Source organism: Streptomyces sp. NRRL F-5630 (genome assembly GCF_000719475.1).
Lineage (GTDB): Bacteria > Actinomycetota > Actinomycetes > Streptomycetales > Streptomycetaceae > Streptomyces.
Window position 1 is genome coordinate 1 of sequence record NZ_JOGO01000098.1, and the last position, 16,953, is coordinate 16,953.

Consider the following 16,953-nt stretch of genomic DNA (forward strand, 5'->3'; position numbering starts at 1 on the left):
GTTTTTTTTTTTTCTCTCCCCTGGCGGGCGCAGACCCCTCCCCCCCTCACCCCACCCGCTGATCCACCGGCCCCACCCCCGCTCTCCGCGCCAGCGCCACCGCGGCCAGGGTGGAGTGGACGCCGAGTTTGCCGAGGACGTTCTGCATGTGGGTGCGGACCGTGTGCGGGGAGAGGTAGAGGCGGTCGGCGACCGCTTTGCGGCCGAGGCCGGCGACCATGCAGCGCAGGACCTCGCGTTCGCGCGGGGTCAGGGACTCGACCAGGCGTTCCGACTCGGTGCGGTGGCGGCGGGCCGCCGTCAGTTCGCGCAGGACGCCGGTGAGCAGGGCGGGCGGGAGGTGGGTCTCGTCGCGCAGCACTCCCCGTACGACCGTGAGCAGCCGCGAGAGCGAGCAGTCCTTCGCGACCCAGCCGCTCGCCCCGGCCTGGAGGGCCAGCGCCGCGCGGCGCGGGTCGTCGCGCTCGGCGAGGACCACCGCACGCACGCCGGGCTGTGCCGCGCGCAGGCCGCCCACCAGGGAGATCCCGTCGAGCGGCTCCTCCACGGCGGGGACGGCCTGGGGGCGCGGCTGGCGCGGGACGGGGCTGACGCCGAGGTCGGCGTCGACGAGGACGACGTCGAAGGGGCGCTTCTCGGTCGCGGCGCGTTCCAGGCTGCGCAGCGCGGCGGGACCGCTGCCCGCCGCGCCCACGTCCACGTCCGGCTCGGCCGCCAGCGCGGCGGCGAGCGACTCGGCGAAGATCCGGTGGTCGTCGACGACCAGCACCCTCGTACGCATCTCGGCCTCCCCCTCCCTCCGTCCCTCGACGGAGGTGACCCCGCCTCAGAGTACGGACGTGGGCTCTGTCCAGGAGAGGATTTCCCCGATTCCCGCCCGAAACACCCAGCGTCCGCGGGGGGCCGGGGGACGGCGGTGGCGCGCCGTCCCGCCCTAGGTCAGCGGACCCGGCGCGCGCCCTCGCTCGGCACCGCCGAGAAGATCCTCGGCTCGCGGTGCCCCGCCTCGGCGAACGCCCGGCGGACCTCGGCCTTCACCGGCTCCGCCAGCCCGGCGTCGACCAGCACGATCGCAGAGCCGCCGAAGCCGCCGCCCGTCATGCGGGCGCCGAGCGCCCCGGCCCGTACCGCCGCCTCGACGACCAGGTCGAGTTCGGGGGCGGAGACGCGCAGGTCGTCGCGGAGCGAGCGGTGGCCTTCCGTGAGGATCTGGCCCACCGCGCGGATCTCGCCCGCGTCGAGGAGCCGCGCGACGGTCTCGACGCGCTCGTCCTCGGTGACGACGTGCCGCACGTAGCGGCGCACGCGCTCGTCGTCGAGCTTTTCGAGGGCCTGGGGCAGGGTCTCGAAGGGCACGTCCCGGAGTTGCTCCACGCCGAGGAGCCGCGCCCCCTCCTCGCAGCCCGCGCGCCGCTCGGCGTAGGCGCCGTCGCCGAGCGCGTGCTTGACGCGGGTGTCGAAGACGAGCAGGTCGAGGCCGTGCGCGGGGAGGTCGAAGGGGACCTGGCGGGCGCTCAGGTCGCGGGTGTCGAGGTGGAGCACGTGCCCGGCCGTGCAGCGTGCCGAGGCCGTCTGGTCCATGATCCCGGTCGGGACGCCGACGAAGTCGTTCTCGGCGCGCTGCCCGATCCGGGCGAGCTCGGCGCGGTCGATGCCGAAGGAGAAGAGGTCGTCGAGGGCGAGCGCCGTGACGACTTCGAGGGCGGCCGAGGAGGAGAGCCCGGCGCCGGTGGGCACGGTCGAGGCGAGGTGGATGTCGGCGCCGCCGACGTCGTACCCGGAGGTGCGCAGGACCCAGACGACGCCGGTCAGGTAGCCGGCCCAGCCGGTGTCGGCGCCGGGGGCGAGCGTCGCGAGGTCGAGGCGGAGGGCGGGGCCCTCCATGTCGGCCGAGTGGACCCGCAGCACCCCGTCCGTGCGGGCGCTGACGGCGGCGACGGCCGTGTGCGGGAGCGCGAGCGGCATGACGAAACCGCCGTTGTAGTCGGTGTGCTCGCCGATGAGGTTGACGCGTCCGGGGGCCGCCCAGATGCCTTCGGGTTCGCTTCCGTACAGCTCGCGGAAACCGGCGGCGACCTCGTCGGCGTGGGCGAGCGCCGTGTCCTGGGCGAGCGCGGTGTCCTGCGGGAGGTCCCGCGCGGGTGCGGGGCCGTTGCCCTGACCGGGGATGAGGTCGCTCATCGGGCCGTCTCCGCGCGTTGCTGGGCGAAGGCCCAGGCGTCGGCGACGATGCCGGTCAGGTCGGTGCGGGAGGGCTGCCAGCCGAGCGCCTGCCGGGCCCGTTCCGCCGAGGCGACGAGGACGGCCGGGTCGCCCGCGCGGCGGGGTGCGCTCTCGGTGGGGATCTCGTGCCCGGTGACCTTGCGCGCCGCTTCGATGACCTCGCGGACCGAGAAGCCGGTGCCGTTGCCGAGGTTGCAGATCAGGTGGGTGCTCTTGGCGGCGGCCTTGAGGGCGAGGAGGTGGGCCTCGGCGAGGTCGGCGACGTGGATGTAGTCGCGGACGCAGGTGCCGTCCGGGGTGGCGTAGTCCTCGCCGAAGACGGAGACGGCGGCGCGGCGGCCCTGGGCGACCTGGAGGACGATCGGGATGAGGTGGGACTCGGGGTCGTGGCGCTCGCCGAAGCCGCCGTCGGCGCCGGCGACGTTGAAGTAGCGCAGCGAGACTGCGGCGAGGCCGTGGGCGCGGCACTCGTCGGCGATCATGTGGTCCACGGCGAGCTTCGTGTTGCCGTACGGGCTCGTGGGGATCGTCGGGTCGGTCTCGACGATCGGGGTGTTCACGGGTTCGCCGTACGTCGCCGCCGTCGAGGAGAAGACGAGGCGGCCGATGCCCTTCTCGCGCATCGCGTCGAGGAGCGCGCGGGTGCCGCCGACGTTGTTGGCCCAGTACTTCCCGGGCTTCTCGACGCTCTCGCCGACCTGTGAGGACGCGGCGAAGTGGAGGACGCCGTCGAGTCCTTCGGGCAGGAGCGCGGCGGCGTCCTGGATGCGGCCCTCCAGGAACGCGGCGCCCTCGGGGACCGCGGCGCGGAAGCCGGTGGACAGGTCGTCGAGGACGGTGACGCGGTGTCCGGCGCGCAGCAGGTGCGCGGTGACGACGCTGCCGACGTAACCGGCCCCGCCCGTGACGAGGTAGTGGCCGCTCATGCGTGCCCGTCCTTCCGAAGTCGCTGGCCGCAGCTCACGCGTGCGCCGCCTCTCGCAGTCGCTCGGCCGCCTTCTCGGGCGGCACGTCGTTGATGAAGACGCTCATGCCGGACTCGGAGCCGGCGAGGTACTTCAGCTTGTCCACGGTCCTGCGGATCGTGAACAGCTCCAGGTGCAGCCCGAAGTCCGCCCGTTCCAGGGGTTCGCCCGCGCCGGTGCTGTAGGCGGCGTACTCCTCGGGGGTGAGGAACGGCGCCTGGTGCCAGCCGGAAATATACGGGGTGCGTCCGGCCTCGGGCCCGAAGAGGCGGTCGAAGCGGCGCAGCAGGTCGAGGTAGAGGGCGGGCCACTCGGCGCGCTGCTCCTCGTCGAGTTCGGTGAGGTCGGCGACGCGGCGGTGCGGGTAGAGGTGGACCTCGTAGGGCCAGTGCGCGGCGTAGGGGACGAAGGCGGTCCAGTGCGCGCCCTCGATCACCACCCGTTCGGAGGCGGCGCGTTCCTCGGCGAGTACGTGGTCGAAGAGGTTGCCGCCGCCGGTGGCGGCCTTGTGCGCGGCGGCCGAGCGGAGCATGAGGGCGGTGCGGGGGGTGGTGAAGGGGTAGCCGTAGATCTGCCCGTGGGGGTGGGCGAGGGTCACACCGATCTCCTCACCCCTGTTCTCGAAGGGGAAGACCTGGCGCACGGCCGGGTGGCGGGAGAGGGCGGCGGTGCGGTCGGTCCAGGCGTCGAGGACGAGGCGGGCCCGGGTCTCGTCGAGGTCGGCGAAGGAGGCGTGGTGGTCGGAGGTGAAGCACACGACCTCGCAGCGCCCGGTGGGGCCGGAGAGCGAGGGGAAGCGGTTCTCGAAGACGACGACGTCGTAGTCCGAGTCGGGGATCTCGGTGAGGTGCTCGCCGCCGCGGGTGGGGTCGAGGGGGCACAGTTCGGCCGGGGGGTGGTACGTGCGGCCCTGGCGGTGCGAGGCGATCGCGACGGCGTCGCCGAGGAGCGGGTCGCGGCGCACCTCGGAGGCGGTGCTGATCGGGTCGAGGGGGCGCTTGTCGACGGCGTCGCGCACGACGTCGGTCGAGTCGAGGTCGTAGTAGATCAGCTCGCGGCCGTCGGCGAGCCGGGTCAGGGTCTTCTTCAAGGCAACCGTTCTTTCTGGCGCAGCGCCGCACGCGGGTGGGGCGCCGCCGCGTCGTCGCTCGCACCCGTCACCTCGTAACGAACATAATTCAACATAACAAACCACGTCCACGGGGCAGCGCTCCGCCGCGAGCGAGGAGACCTGCGTCATAGGGGGCTCAACCGCGGTCATGAGAACATCACGATCGAACAAAGAACACCACGTACGGAGTTCGCCGCGCGCGAGCGCGGGCAAAAGCAGCCCCGTACGAAGCACCCTCACCGCCTCCACCACCCCTCCCACCCCTTTCCCCTTCATCCCCAACGCACAAAGCGAGTTCCCCCCCATGTACCTTGCGGACGGGCTCAGACTCCCGACCAACTGGCTGGACTACACGATCCTCGCGCTGTACTTCGTCGTCGTCCTCGGCATCGGTTTCGCCGCACGGCGCAGTGTGAAGACGAGCCTCGACTTCTTCCTCTCGGGCCGCTCCCTGCCCGCGTGGGTGACCGGCCTCGCCTTCGTCGCGGCGAACCTCGGCGCCACGGAGATCCTCGGCATGGCGGCGAACGGCGCGCAGTACGGCGCCTACACCGTCCACTGGTACTGGATCGGCGCCATCCCCGCGATGGTCTTCCTGGGCCTCGTGATGATGCCCTTCTACTACAACTCGAAGGTCCGCTCGGTGCCGGAGTTCCTCCTGCACCGCTTCGGCAAGTCCTCGCACCTGCTGTCGTCGATCATCTTCGCGGTGTCCTCGGTGCTGATCGCGGGCGTCAACCTGTACGCGATGGCGATCGTGCTGGAGGCGCTGCTGGGCTGGCCGCAGTGGGTCGCGATCGTGGTCTCGGGCGCCTTCGTCCTCGTCTACATCACGGTCGGCGGGCTCTCCTCGGCGATCTACAACGAGGTCCTCCAGTTCTTCGTCATCCTCGCGGCGCTCATCCCGCTCACCATCGTGGGGCTCAAGCGGGTCGGTGGCTGGGGCGGCATCACGGACAAGCTGGACGCGTCGAAGGGGGACAGCTTCCTCACCGCCTGGCAGAACACCGGGATCGGCTCGGACAACCCGCTGGGTGCCAACTGGCTCACGATCGTGCTCGGCCTCGGCTTCGTGATGAGCTTCGGCTACTGGACGACGAACTTCGCAGAGGTGCAGCGCGCGCTGTCCGCGAAGAACCTCTCGGCCGCCAAGCGCACCCCGCTCATCGCGGCCTTCCCGAAGATCTTCATCCCCGCGATCGTCGTCATCCCGGGGCTCATCGCCCTCATCCTGGAGCCCTCGCTCGGCCAGAAGGGCAGCGACTTCCAGTACAACGACGCGATCCCGCTGCTCATGCGCGACCTGCTGCCCAACGGTGTCCTCGGCATCGCCGTCACCGGTCTGCTCGCGGCGTTCATGGCCGGTATGGCGGCGAACATCTCCTCGTTCAACACGGTGTTCACGACCGACATCTGGCAGCCGTACCTCAAGCCGAACATGCCGGACAAGCACTACCTGACGGTCGGCCGCGTCGTGACGGCCGTGGGCGTCGTGATCGGCATCGGGACGGCGTTCATCGCCTCCAGCTTCAGCAACATCATGAACTACCTCCAGACGCTGTTCTCCTTCTTCAACGTCCCGCTGTTCGTGGTGTTCATCATCGGGATGTTCTGGAAGCGGACGACCGGCGCGGCCGGGTTCTGGGGGCTGCTCTCGGGGACCGTCGCCGCGATGGTCAACTACTTCTGGTTCTACAAGCAGGGCGTCATCGGCATCCCGAGCGACCAGGGCGCGAACTTCGTCTCCTCCATCGTCGCCTTCGTCGTCGGCGCGATCGTCATGGTCGTCGTGACGCTGGTGACGAAGCCGAAGCCCGTCGCGGAACTGCAGGGGCTCGTGTACGGGACGAAGTCGCCCGGCGTCGAGGAACCGCCCGCCGAGGGCGACGACGCCTGGTACCGCAAGCCGGCGCTGCTCGGCTGGGGCGCGCTGATCCTCGCGGCCCTGTGCTACGTCCCGTTCTCCCTGTGAGCCCCTTCGAGCCCTCCCCGTCTGACCCGGCAAGGACGACACGACCATGAGCGACCACAGCAACCCCAGAGACGACAACACCCCCGGCGCACGGCACGACTCCCGGAAGCCGGCGAACCTCGACGACATCAAGGCCGTCGAGCGACTGGAGCGCGAGTCCGCCACCGCCAGCCGCCTCTTCGACGTGCGGCTCATCATCGGCGGCCTCTTCACGGTCTACGGGATCATCGTCACGATCACCGGCATCACCGCCTCGGACGCCGACCTCGCCAAGGCCCAGCACATCAACATCAACCTGTGGACGGGCCTCGGGATGCTCGTGCTCGGGCTGCTGTTCCTGGCCTGGATGGCATGGCGCCCGCAGACGCCGCCGCCGGTCGAGGAGATCGTCGAGGACCTCAACCGCGAGGAGTAGCGGGGCCCGAGGAGCAGGGGGCCGTCACGGCCGGGCGCGCCCGGCGGAGGCGGCCCCCTGCTCGCTGTCCAGGGCCCGGGGGCTCTCCCGCACCCGGGGGGGCGGCAGCCCGGGGCCTGCGCGCGGGGCCTGCGCCCGGGCCCCGCCCCCGGGGCCCCTCCCCCGCCGCCGTCAGCCGGTCTCGGTGGTCCTCGGGCCGAGGAGGGGGAGGGCGTGGTCGAGGAGGCCGGTGCGGGCGGCGAGTGCGGCGGCTTCGAGGCGGGAACCGACACCGAGCTTCATCAGGACCCGCTGGACGTGGGTGCGGGCCGTGGAGGGGGCGATGCCCATACCGGCGGCGATGAGGCGGGTGTCCTCGCCCTCGGAGACCCGGGCCAGGACCTCGACCTCGCGGCGGGTCAGCAGGTGCAGGAGGCGTCTGCCCTCGTCGTCGGGCTCGGCCTCCGGGTGGAGCAGGGCGTCGAACGCGCCCTGGAGGAGCCCGGGGGCCACCGCCGCCTCGCCCGCGCGGGCCTTCATGATGGCGCGCTCGACGCCCTCGATGCGCTCGTCGTGCCGTACGTAGCCGCACGCCCCGGCCGCGAACGCCGCCGCGATACCGCGCGGGCTCGGCACCGGCCCGAGGACGAGCACCGCCGTCTGCGGGCGCTCCCTGCGGATCTTCACGACGGGGTCGAAGGCGCCGGGTTCGGCGGGGGCCGCCGTGCCGAGCAGGCACACCTCCGGCGCCCGGCTCACCACGAGGTCGGCGGCGCCCGCGGCGGGGGCCGCGGCGGCGAGCACGCGGTGCCCGCGCAGTTTCAGCGCGGAGGCGAGCGCCTCCGCGAGCAAGCGGTGGTCGTCGACCACCATGAGCCGCACCCCCATGGGCATCCCCCGCCTCCCCCCGCGTCCCGGCCTCCCGGCCCCGCCCCCGGGGCTGCCCCCGGCCGGGCCGTCGTGCACCGGAAGCTACACGGATGTGCGAACGCGCGCGCCCCCTCCGATGAAGAAGTGCCCCGTAATGCTGAAATCCGGCCCGTTTCCGGGGGGTTGTGTGGACGTGGGTGTGGTGGGGCGCGGAAGCACAGCGCGTACGGGTACGGGGGCGCCCGTGTGCGCGCCCCCGTACCGTCCCGGCTCCCTCGGTGCGCGGGAGACGACCCGCGCGCCGGGGGAGCCGGACCTCAGCGCGTGCCGAAGGCCAGCGCCAGGCAGGGGACGCCGTCCCGGGAGTCGACCGGCTTCTTCTTCTCCTCCGGCATGGTCTGCCCGAAGTACAGGCGGCCGTCGCCGAAGAGGATCGCGGAGGACCTGTTCACCAAGTGGCTGACGGTCTCGCCGGTCCGCTCGTCGCCCGGCGTCTTCAGGAGCAGCTGGGTCTTCATCGTCTTCGTGTCGACCGAGACGACCTGGCCGCCCTGGTCGTAGGGGCCGGCCCGGTAGGCGAGCAGCCGCGGGCCGTCCATGCGCAGCGGCCGAAGCTGCCAGTCCTCGCCCGCGTCGAGGCGCTGGCCGGTGAGCTTGCCGGTGGCGAGGTCGAAGGAGACGATCTCGTTGGTGCGGGCGAAGCTCTCCTTCTTGCCCTGGTGGTCCTCCGTCGGCACGTAGAGCCGGTCGCCGCCGACCGCGAAGTTGGCGCAGCCGGAGACGGCCACCGCGTCGCACGAGGCCGCGTACGTCTTCGCGTCGGCGGGCCACCGCGCGCGGAGCTTGCCGGTGCTCCCGTCGATCGAGAAGAAGTCCGAGATGCCCGAGCCGTCCCCGGCGGCGTCGTTGACGTCTGCGGCGACGACGAGCGGGCTGACCGAGAGGACGTGCGCGTAGTCGATGCCGGGCGGCATCTTGTACTCGGAGCCGACCGAGCCGTCCTTCGGGTCGAGCTTCTGGACGAACAACTGGTCCTGGTCGGTGTTGATCGTGCACTTGCGGACCACCGCGAGGCCGCCGCTGCCGCCCTGGTAGCCCACGTCGTAGCACTCGTCGCCCGGCTTCGGGGACCACACCTGGTCGCCCGACTTCAGGTCCCAGCCGTAGCCACCGCGGCTGCCGCCCGCCGCGACGGTGCCGCCGCCGACGGTCACCTCCCTGAAGACCGCGCTGCCCTCGCCCGAGCCCGCGCCCTTCGTCCACAACGCCTTGCCGGTGCGCAGGTCGAACGCGGTGACCTTGTCGCACTGGCCGAGGTCGTCCTTCGTCGGCCGCGTGCTCTTGTGCAGGACGGCGGTGAGGCCCTCCTCGCTCTGGAAGCCGCTCGCCGAGCACACCGGGCCGGGCAGCTTCAGGTTCCACACGCGCGCGCCCGTCACGGCGTCGTAGCCGTTGACCTCGGAGATCCCCGTCCTCGCGTACACCTTGGCGGTGAGCCAGGAACCGGGCAGCTCGTAGACGTGGGAGTCCGCGCCGGTGTAGACCATCGGCACCGTGAAGAGCTGCTTGGCCGCCGGGTCGGCCGGGGCCTTCTCCTTCGCGGGACCGGCGGCGGGGTCGTCCGTGCCGGTGCCGTCGTCCTTCCCGTCCTCGCCCTTCTTGTCGTCCTTGTCCTTCGCGACCGGCGTCTCGTCCGTGCCGGAGTTCGCGTACCAGACGCCGCCGCCGACGATGAGCGCGATGACGAGCACGGTCGCCCCGATGATCCAGAACACCGGTCCGGGACCCCGGCGCCCCGGCCCGGCGGGCGGCTGACCGACGCCGTATCCCTGCTGGGTGTAGGGGGCGGTCGCGTACGAGGGCGCGGGGTGCGGGTAGCCGTAGGCGGCCTGGCCGCCCTGCCCGGGAGCGGGGTGCGGGGCACCGTAGGCCGGTTGCCCCGGGGGCGGGGCGGCCTGCGGGGTGCCGTAGGCGGGCCCGGGGGGCGTGGGAGGAGCGGGGGGCGCGGTGGGGGGCGGGGGCGGCGTGCCCTTGCCCGTACCGGCGCCGTCCGCCGGGGGCGTGCCTTTCTCCAGGGACGGGGGCGCGCCGAAGCCCTCGCGGGAGGGAGGCGCGCCGAAGCCGCCGCTCGCCGCGGGCGGCCCGAAACCGGGCGGGGTGTCCTGTGGGGGCTCGCCGCCGGACGGCTCGTGCGGGGGCCGGGGCGGTGGCTGGGGCGGCTGAGTCATCAGCGCTACCTCGTGGCGGGCTCGCGCCCCCCGTCCGGCTCCCCCGCCGTTCCGTGGGTGATCCCCCGCGGAACGGAGCGGATCGGGACGCGCTCCCCCGCGGTCCTTGGTCGGTCGGGCGGGGCCTTCTTTCTACCATCGACCGCGCGTGCCGCACCCGGCGCCCGCTGCCCCGTGCCCAAGGCAGAACCGGCGCGTGATGCTCCCGTGACCGTCACACCCCGGCTGGCCCTACTCGGCGAGTTCGAGCCAGCGCAGTTCCAGCTCGTCCTTCTCGCCGACGAGGGCGCGCAGTTCGGCGTCGAGCCCGGCGACCTTCTCGAAGTCCGTGGCGTGCGCGGCGATCCGCTCGTGGAGCTTCGCCTCCTCGGTGGCGATGCGGTCCAGGCGCCGTTCGATGCGTTGCAGTTCCTTCTGCCGCTCACGGTCCTCCTTCGCCGAGGTCGCGGCGGGCTTGGCTGCGGCGCTCGCGGGGGCGGCCGTCGCCTGCTCGCGGGCACGGCGGCGCTCCACGTACTCGTCGATGCCGCGCGGCAGCATCCGCAGCGCGCGGTCGCCGAGGAGCGCGAAGACGCGGTCGGTGGTGCGCTCGACGAAGAACCGGTCGTGGCTGATGACGACCATCGAGCCGGGCCAGCCGTCGAGGAGGTCTTCGAGCTGGGTGAGGGTCTCGATGTCGAGGTCGTTGGTGGGCTCGTCGAGGAAGAGGACGTTGGGCTCGTCCATGAGGAGGCGCAGGATCTGCAGGCGGCGGCGCTCACCGCCGGAGAGGTCGCCGACCGGCGTCCACTGCTTCTCCTTGCCGAAGCCGAAGGTCTCGCAGAGCTGCCCGGCGGTCAGCTCCCGGCCCTTGCCGAGGTCGACGCGCTCCCGTACCTGCTGCACGGCCTCCAGCACCCGCAGGTCCGGGTCGAGTTCGGCGACCTCCTGGGAGAGGTAGGCGAGCTTGACGGTCTTGCCGACCTTGATCCGGCCCTTCTCGGGCTGCTCCTCGCCGTCGCCGCGCGCGGCCGCCGCCATGGCCCGCAGCAGCGTCGTCTTGCCCGCGCCGTTGACACCGACGAGGCCGACGCGGTCTCCGGGGCCGAGCTGCCAGGTCAGGTGCTCGATGAGCGTCTTGGGCCCGGCCGAGACGGTCACGTCCTCCAGGTCGAAGACGGTCTTGCCGAGCCGCGCCGAGGCGAAGCGCATCAGCTCGGAGGTGTCGCGCGGCGGCGGGACGTCGGCGATCAGCTCGTTGGCGGCCTCGATGCGGAAGCGGGGCTTGCTCGTCCGGGCGGGGGCGCCGCGCCGCAGCCAGGCCAGCTCCTTGCGGACGAGGTTCTGCCGCTTGGTCTCCTCGGTCGCGGCCCGGCGCTCGCGCTCGGCGCGCGCGAAGACGTAGTCGCTGTAGCCGCCCTCGTACTCGTAGACGTCGCCGCGCTGCACGTCCCACATGCGGGTGCAGACCTGGTCGAGGAACCAGCGGTCGTGGGTCACGCAGACGAGCGCGGACCGGCGGCTCGCGAGGTGCGCGGCGAGCCAGGCGATGCCCTCGACGTCGAGGTGGTTGGTGGGCTCGTCGAGGACGAGGAGGTCCTGCTCGTCGATGAGGAGCTTGGCGAGCGCGATCCTGCGCCGCTCGCCGCCGGAGAGCGGGCCGATCACCGTGTCGAGCCCGTCCGTGAAGCCGGGCAGGTCCAGGCCGCCGAAGAGACCCGTGAGCACGTCGCGGATCTTCGCGTTCCCGGCCCACTCGTGATCGGCGAGGTCACCGATCACCTCGTGCCGCACGGTCGCCGCCGGGTCGAGCGAGTCGTGCTGCGTCAGCACGCCGAGCCGCAGGCCGCCGCTGTGCGTGACGCGGCCGGTGTCGGCCTCCTCCAGCTTGGCGAGCATCCGGATGAGGGTGGTCTTGCCGTCGCCGTTGCGCCCCACGACGCCGATGCGGTCGCCCTCATTGACCCCGAGAGAGACCCCGTCGAGCAGCGCCCTGGTCCCGTAGACCTTGCTGACCGCCTCGACGTTGACCAGATTGACCGCCATCCACACTCCACCTCGCGCGCTCCCCACACCTCGGCACGGGCCTCGGGGACAGGTGTTCCAGGGTAGTCGCCCGGGGAGAGGGGGGCGGGGGGCCGGGTGCGGTGACTCGTCCGGGTGAACAGGACGGCAACCGGGAACTCCGGCCGGGGCGCGGGTCGTCATGGCCCACTACAGGGGGCCCATCGAACCCTTAGGTGATCCGTTCGACCGCCCCCTAAGGGCCGTCCCCGCACCTCCCGGGCGCCCCACCGCGTCCCCAGCGCCCGCGTCCTCAGCCCCCGCGTCCCCCAGCCCCACACGTCCCTCAGCCCACGACCGTCGCTCCCGGGGCCGGGGCCGTCGTCACGCGGGCTGTGCGGCAGTGCGGGGTGAGGGCGCGCGCGATCGTGCGGGCGCTGTCCTCGTCCGGGGCGAGGAAGGCCGTCGTCGGGCCGGAGCCCGAGACGAGGGCGGCGAGGGCGCCCGCCTCCGTACCGGCGTCCAGCGTGCGGCGCAGCGCGGGGAAGAGGTCGAGCGCGGCGGCCTGGAGGTCGTTGTGGACGGCCGCGGCGAGCGCCTTCGCGTCGCCGCTCGCGAGCGCGTCACTCACCGCCGGGTCGGCCGCGGGCTCCGGGACCGTACGGCCCTCGGCCTCGGCGAGGCGGTCGTACGCGCGGTAGACGGCCGGGGTCGAGAGACCCCCGTCGGCCTGCGCGAAGACCCAGTGGAAGGTGCCCCCGACCGCGAGCGGGGCGAGCCGCTCGCCGCGGCCCGTGCCGAGCGCCGCGCCGCCCACGTAGCTGAAGGGCACATCGCTGCCCAGTTCCGCGCAGATCGCGAGGAGTTCGTCCCTGCTCGCGCCCGTGCGCCACAGCGTCTCGCAGGCGAGCAGCGCGCCCGCCGCGTCGGCGCTGCCGCCGGCCATGCCGCCCGCGACGGGGATGTCCTTGGCGATGTGCAGGTGGACGTCGGCGGGACGGCCCGCGCGCGCGGCGAGGGCGAGGGCGGCGCGGGCGGCGAGGTTGCTCTCGTCGAGGGGCACCTGGTCGGCGCCCGGGCCCTCGCAACTGAGGCGCAGGCTCTCGGCGGGGGTCGCGGTCACCTCGTCGTAGAGGCCGACCGCGAGGAAGATGTTCGCCAGGTCGTGGAAGCCGTCGGGGCGGGCGGGGCCGACCGAGAGCTGCACGTTGACCTTGGCGGGAACGCGGACGGTGACGGGGTGCGCGGTCACGCGGTGGTCTCCTTCTCGGCCTGCGGCTTGTGCTCGGCGATGCGGGCGAACTCCTCGACGGTGAGCGCCTCCCCGCGCGCCTGCGGGGACACCCCGGCCGCGCGCAGGGCCTCTTCGGCCGCCGCCGCCGAGCCCGCCCAGCCCGCGAGCGCGGCCCGCAGCCCCTTGCGGCGCTGCGCGAACGCCGCGTCCACGACGGCGAAGACCTCGCGGCGGCTCGCGCTCGTGGTCAGCGGCTCCTCACGCCGTACGAGCGAGACGAGGCCGGAGTCCACGTTCGGCGCGGGCCAGAAGACGCTGCGCCCGATCGACCCGGCGCGCTTGACGTGCGCGTACCAGGCCGCCTTGACCGAGGGCACCCCGTACACGCGCGAGCCGGGCGGGGCCGCGAGCCGGTCGGCGACCTCCGCCTGCACCATCACGAGGGTCCGCTCGACGCTCGGGAAGTGCTCCAGCATGTGGAGGAGGACGGGGACGGCGACGTTGTACGGCAGGTTCGCGACGAGTGCCGTGGGCGCGGGGCCCGGCAGCTCGCGCACCCGCAGCGCGTCGGAGTGGACGAGCCGGAAGTGCCCGGCCTTCTCGGGCAGCCGGGCGGCGACGGTCGCGGGGAGCGCGGCGGCCAGGGTGTCGTCGATCTCGACGGCCGTGACGTCGGCGGCGACTTCGAGCAGGGCGAGCGTGAGCGAACCGAGCCCCGGACCGACCTCGACGACGGTGTCCGTCTCGCGCACCTCGGCGGTGCGGACGATGCGGCGCACGGTGTTGGCGTCGATGACGAAGTTCTGCCCGCGCTGCTTGGTGGGACGTACGTCGAGCGCGGCGGCCAGCTCACGGATGTCGGCCGGGCCGAGCAGGGGGTCGGTGCGAGTCACCCGGCAAGGGTACGGGGTGCTTTCCGCGGGCTGCGTAGTACGCAACCACCCTGAGGGAGAACGATCGGTACGGCCACGGCGAGACCGGCCGGGACCGGCGCTCCTACGAGCCCGACCACCGCCGTGCCACCGCCCGGCCTGCCCGCCCCGCCGCCTACCCCTCGAACAACCCTCGTACCCCGAAGGCCCGCTCCGTGTTGCGGGCCAGGGCCGTTGCCATCTCGTCCTCCGTGATGCCTCTGACCTGGGCCATCGCGCGCAGCGTGACCGGGATGAGGTAGGGGGCGTTGGGGCGGCCGCGGTACGGGGCCGGGGTGAGGAAGGGGGCGTCCGTCTCGACGAGGAGGAGGTCGAGCGGCGCGACGGCGAGGGCGTCGCGGAGGTTCTGGGCGTTCTTGAACGTCACGTTGCCCGCGAAGGAGAGGTAGTAGCCCTCGCGCGCGCAGATCTCCGCCATCTCCGCGTCGCCCGAGTAGCAGTGGAAGACGGTCCGCTCGGGCGCGCCCTCCTCCTTCAGGACGCGCAGCACATCGGCGTGCGCCTCGCGGTCGTGGATCACGAGGGTCCGGTCGTGCCGCTTGGCGATCTCGATGTGGGCGCGGAACGAACGTTCTTGGGCGTCCTTGCCCTCGGGGCCCGTACGGAAGTGGTCCAGCCCCGTCTCGCCGACCCCGACCACCTGCGGGAGCGCCGCGAGCCGGTCGATCTCCGCGAGCGCCTCGTCGAGCGCCGCCTCGCCCCCGCCGGGCCGTTCACCCTGCCGCGACCAGCCTCCCTCGGGGTCGCCGTGCACGATGCGCGGCGCCTCGTTGGGGTGGAGCGCCACGGTCGCGAGGATGTTCTCGTACGCGCCCGCCGTCTCCGCCGCCCAGCGCGAGCCCGCCAGGTCGCAGCCGACCTGGACGAGCCGCGTCACCCCGACCGAGGCGGCCTTGGCCAACGCCTCGTCGACGGTGCCCGCCTGCATGTCGAGGTGCGTGTGCGCGTCCGCCACCGCGACCCGCAGGGGCTCGGGCAGCGGTGGCGGCGCGGTCTTGTCGTCCTTGGCCTTCATGGGAACGATCCTACGAAGGCCCGGCGGACGCGGCGCAGGCGCGGGCGGACCGGGGTCCGCGCCCCAGCCGCCAAGCCCTCGTGTCTTCTAGTGACCCTCCTCCGGCTGCTGCCGGTGGAAGACGTGGAGCAGGTCGGAGAGAACGTGCCAGTGGTGCGGCGCCGCCGGTTCCGCGCCCGCCGCCTCCGCGCCCGTACCGGTGGCGCCGGTACGGGCGCGCGAGGGCTTGGCGGGGGCCGTGCCGTGCCCGTACGTGTGCGCCTGCGAGGCCGCCGACGTGACGCGGCCCGCGCGCATGATGCGGACGACGCTGCCCCCGCAGTTGAGGCAGGACGGGCTGCTGAGCGGGGACGGCACGCGCTCACCCCCCGCCAGGTAGACCACGTAGGGGTGGCCGTCCGGATCGGCGTGCCGTTCTATCTCGTACGCCTGCTCCCAGCCGTGCCCGCAGCGCATGCAGGCGAAGGAGTAGGACTCGTGGACGGTCCCGGCACTCCCGGCACTCCCGTCCGCCCCGGGGGTTCCGGCGGTCCCAGGGGCCCCGGCGACCGCGCCGGGGGCGCTCGTGGTCGCGGGGTGGACGCTGCCTGCGAAGTCGCTCATGCCAGCTCCTCGTGTCGTACCCGGCCGGCTGTGAACCGCCGGCCCCGGAGCGGCGCACCGCCCCGCACGACCAGTGCACTCCCGCCCTGCGGCCCGCACCATGGGGGCTGCCGAACGTTGGAGCGGATTTGGCGAACCCGTGCACTTGGGCCCTTCACCGCGACCCGGACTTTGCCGAAGGCCCGGCACGCTTTGCCCATGTTTGGCGTCAAGAAACGGTTACGTGCCCCGCGCCACCGCCCGTGCGCGGCGCACCCCCTCGCCCCGCCACAGCCCGAGCCCCGGACCCACCCCCAGCCCGGGACCCAGCCCCAGCCCCAGCCCTCGCGGCGCCGACCCGCCCCGACCGCTCAGCCCCCTGCCGTCTCCGTGCTCTTCCCCCCGGTCCTCTCCGCGTTCTTCGCCGCGACCACCGCGTCGAAGACCTCCCGCTTCGGTACCCCCGCTTCCGCCGCCACCGCCGCGATGGCCTCCTTGCGCCGCTCCCCCGCCTCCTCGCGCACCCGCACCCTGCGCACCAGCTCGCCCGCGTCGAGGTCGGCCGGGCCCGGCTCCGGGGCACCCTCGACGACGACCGTGATCTCGCCCCGTACGCCCTCCTCCGCCCACGCCGCCAGCTCCGCGAGCGTGCCGCGCTTCACCTCCTCGTACGTCTTCGTCAGCTCGCGGCACACGGCGGCGCGGCGTCCGGCGCCGAAGACCTCCGCCATCGCGGCGAGCGTGTCGTCGATACGGTGCGGGGCCTCGAAGTAGACGAGCGTGCGGCGTTCGTCGGCGACCTCGGCGAGCCGTGCGCGGCGCTCGCCCTGCTTGCGCGGCAGGAAGCCCTCGAAGCAGAAGCGGTCGACGGGCAGTCCCGACACGGCGAGCGCGGTGAGCACGGCGGAGGGCCCCGGCACGGCCGTGACGCGCACCTCGCGCTCCACCGCCGCCGCGACGAGCCGGTAGCCGGGGTCGGAGACAGAGGGCATCCCGGCGTCCGTCACGAGCAGCACGCGCGCGCCGCCCGCGAGCGCGTCGGCGAGTTCCGGTGTCCGGGCCGACTCGTTCCCCTCGAAGTACGAGACGACCCGGCCCCCCACCCGCACGCCGAGCGCCTGCGTGAGCCGTCGCAGCCGCCGCGTGTCCTCGGCCGCCACGATGTCGGCCGTCTCCAGTTCGCGGGCGAGCCGCGGCGGCGCGTCCGCCACGTCCCCGATGGGGGTGCCGGCGAGGACGAGCAGCCCGGCGGAGGCGGTGGCGGAAGGGGCGGGGGAGGTCTCGGAAGTCACTCCCCCATGATGACGCCCACCCACGCCCGCCCCACCCGCCGGGCTCCACCACCCGCCCACGCCCGCCCGCACCGGCCCGACCCGCCGGGCTCCCCCGCACCCCGCCCACGCCCGCCCGGCCCACGCGCTCCCCCGCCCGCCGCCGCCCGGCC

Annotated in this window: 14 protein-coding genes; 2 read left to right on the plus strand and 12 right to left on the minus strand. The window is 73.5% G+C overall.

All coding sequences use genetic code 11. The features are described from left to right. Positions 1-46: 46 nt before the first annotated feature. The 4 genes from IF99_RS0127830 to galT all read right to left on the minus strand — a co-directional run bounded on the left by IF99_RS0127830 (position 47) and on the right by galT (position 4,278). Complete coding sequence (locus IF99_RS0127830) at positions 47-781, minus strand: LuxR C-terminal-related transcriptional regulator (protein WP_031000712.1); 735 nt, start codon at positions 779-781, stop codon at positions 47-49. Between the two features lie 158 nt (positions 782-939). Next, positions 940-2,181, minus strand: coding sequence for a galactokinase (galK, locus tag IF99_RS0127835; RefSeq protein WP_031000714.1), 1,242 nt, complete (start codon positions 2,179-2,181; stop codon positions 940-942). Further along, positions 2,178-3,149 carry a UDP-glucose 4-epimerase GalE gene (gene galE, locus IF99_RS0127840; RefSeq protein ID WP_031000716.1) on the minus strand — a complete coding sequence of 324 codons (972 nt, stop codon included), beginning with the start codon at positions 3,147-3,149 and terminating at the stop codon, positions 2,178-2,180. Before galE ends, galK begins: the two co-directional genes overlap by 4 nt. A 34-nt stretch (positions 3,150-3,183) precedes the next feature. Then, entirely contained in the window at positions 3,184-4,278 is a 1,095-nt protein-coding gene (gene galT / locus IF99_RS0127845) for a galactose-1-phosphate uridylyltransferase (RefSeq protein ID WP_031000718.1), read from the minus strand. A gap of 325 nt (positions 4,279-4,603) precedes the next feature. Between galT and IF99_RS0127850 the strand changes: the two genes are divergently transcribed. Both IF99_RS0127850 and IF99_RS0127855 read left to right on the plus strand, forming a co-directional pair. After that, positions 4,604-6,271, plus strand: a complete 1,668-nt coding sequence (locus IF99_RS0127850) for a sodium:solute symporter family protein (protein WP_031000720.1) — start codon at positions 4,604-4,606, stop codon at positions 6,269-6,271. 46 nt (positions 6,272-6,317) lie between these two features. Continuing rightward, positions 6,318-6,686, plus strand: coding sequence for a hypothetical protein (locus tag IF99_RS0127855; protein WP_031000721.1), 369 nt, complete (start codon positions 6,318-6,320; stop codon positions 6,684-6,686). A gap of 171 nt (positions 6,687-6,857) precedes the next feature. On the opposite strand, the gene IF99_RS0127860 is transcribed toward IF99_RS0127855, so the two are convergent. The 8 genes from IF99_RS0127860 to rsmI all read right to left on the minus strand — a co-directional run bounded on the left by IF99_RS0127860 (position 6,858) and on the right by rsmI (position 16,801). Then, on the minus strand, positions 6,858-7,553 hold the full coding sequence (locus IF99_RS0127860; RefSeq protein ID WP_031000722.1) for a response regulator transcription factor: 696 nt from the start codon (positions 7,551-7,553) through the stop codon (positions 6,858-6,860). Between the two features lie 299 nt (positions 7,554-7,852). After that, a complete protein-coding gene (locus tag IF99_RS31245) occupies positions 7,853-9,763 on the minus strand; it encodes a PQQ-binding-like beta-propeller repeat protein (protein ID WP_031000723.1) in 1,911 nt (636 codons plus the stop codon). Between the two features lie 231 nt (positions 9,764-9,994). Then, complete coding sequence (locus IF99_RS0127870; protein WP_031000725.1) at positions 9,995-11,788, minus strand: ABC-F family ATP-binding cassette domain-containing protein; 1,794 nt, start codon at positions 11,786-11,788, stop codon at positions 9,995-9,997. Between the two features lie 304 nt (positions 11,789-12,092). Further along, the gene (locus IF99_RS0127875; protein ID WP_031000727.1) at positions 12,093-12,998 is read right to left on the minus strand and encodes a 4-(cytidine 5'-diphospho)-2-C-methyl-D-erythritol kinase; all 906 of its coding nucleotides are present in this window, start codon (positions 12,996-12,998) and stop codon (positions 12,093-12,095) included. After that, positions 12,995-13,873, minus strand: coding sequence for a 16S rRNA (adenine(1518)-N(6)/adenine(1519)-N(6))-dimethyltransferase RsmA (gene rsmA, locus IF99_RS0127880; RefSeq protein WP_031000729.1), 879 nt, complete (start codon positions 13,871-13,873; stop codon positions 12,995-12,997). The genes IF99_RS0127875 and rsmA overlap by 4 nt, the downstream gene beginning before the upstream one ends. A gap of 154 nt (positions 13,874-14,027) precedes the next feature. Then, entirely contained in the window at positions 14,028-14,927 is a 900-nt protein-coding gene (locus IF99_RS0127885; protein WP_031000731.1) for a TatD family hydrolase, read from the minus strand. Between the two features lie 87 nt (positions 14,928-15,014). Further along, positions 15,015-15,530, minus strand: coding sequence for a hypothetical protein (locus IF99_RS0127890; protein ID WP_031000734.1), 516 nt, complete (start codon positions 15,528-15,530; stop codon positions 15,015-15,017). Between the two features lie 350 nt (positions 15,531-15,880). Beyond that, positions 15,881-16,801, minus strand: a complete 921-nt coding sequence (gene rsmI / locus IF99_RS31250; RefSeq protein WP_051703726.1) for a 16S rRNA (cytidine(1402)-2'-O)-methyltransferase — start codon at positions 16,799-16,801, stop codon at positions 15,881-15,883. Between the last annotated feature and the right edge of the window lie 152 nt (positions 16,802-16,953).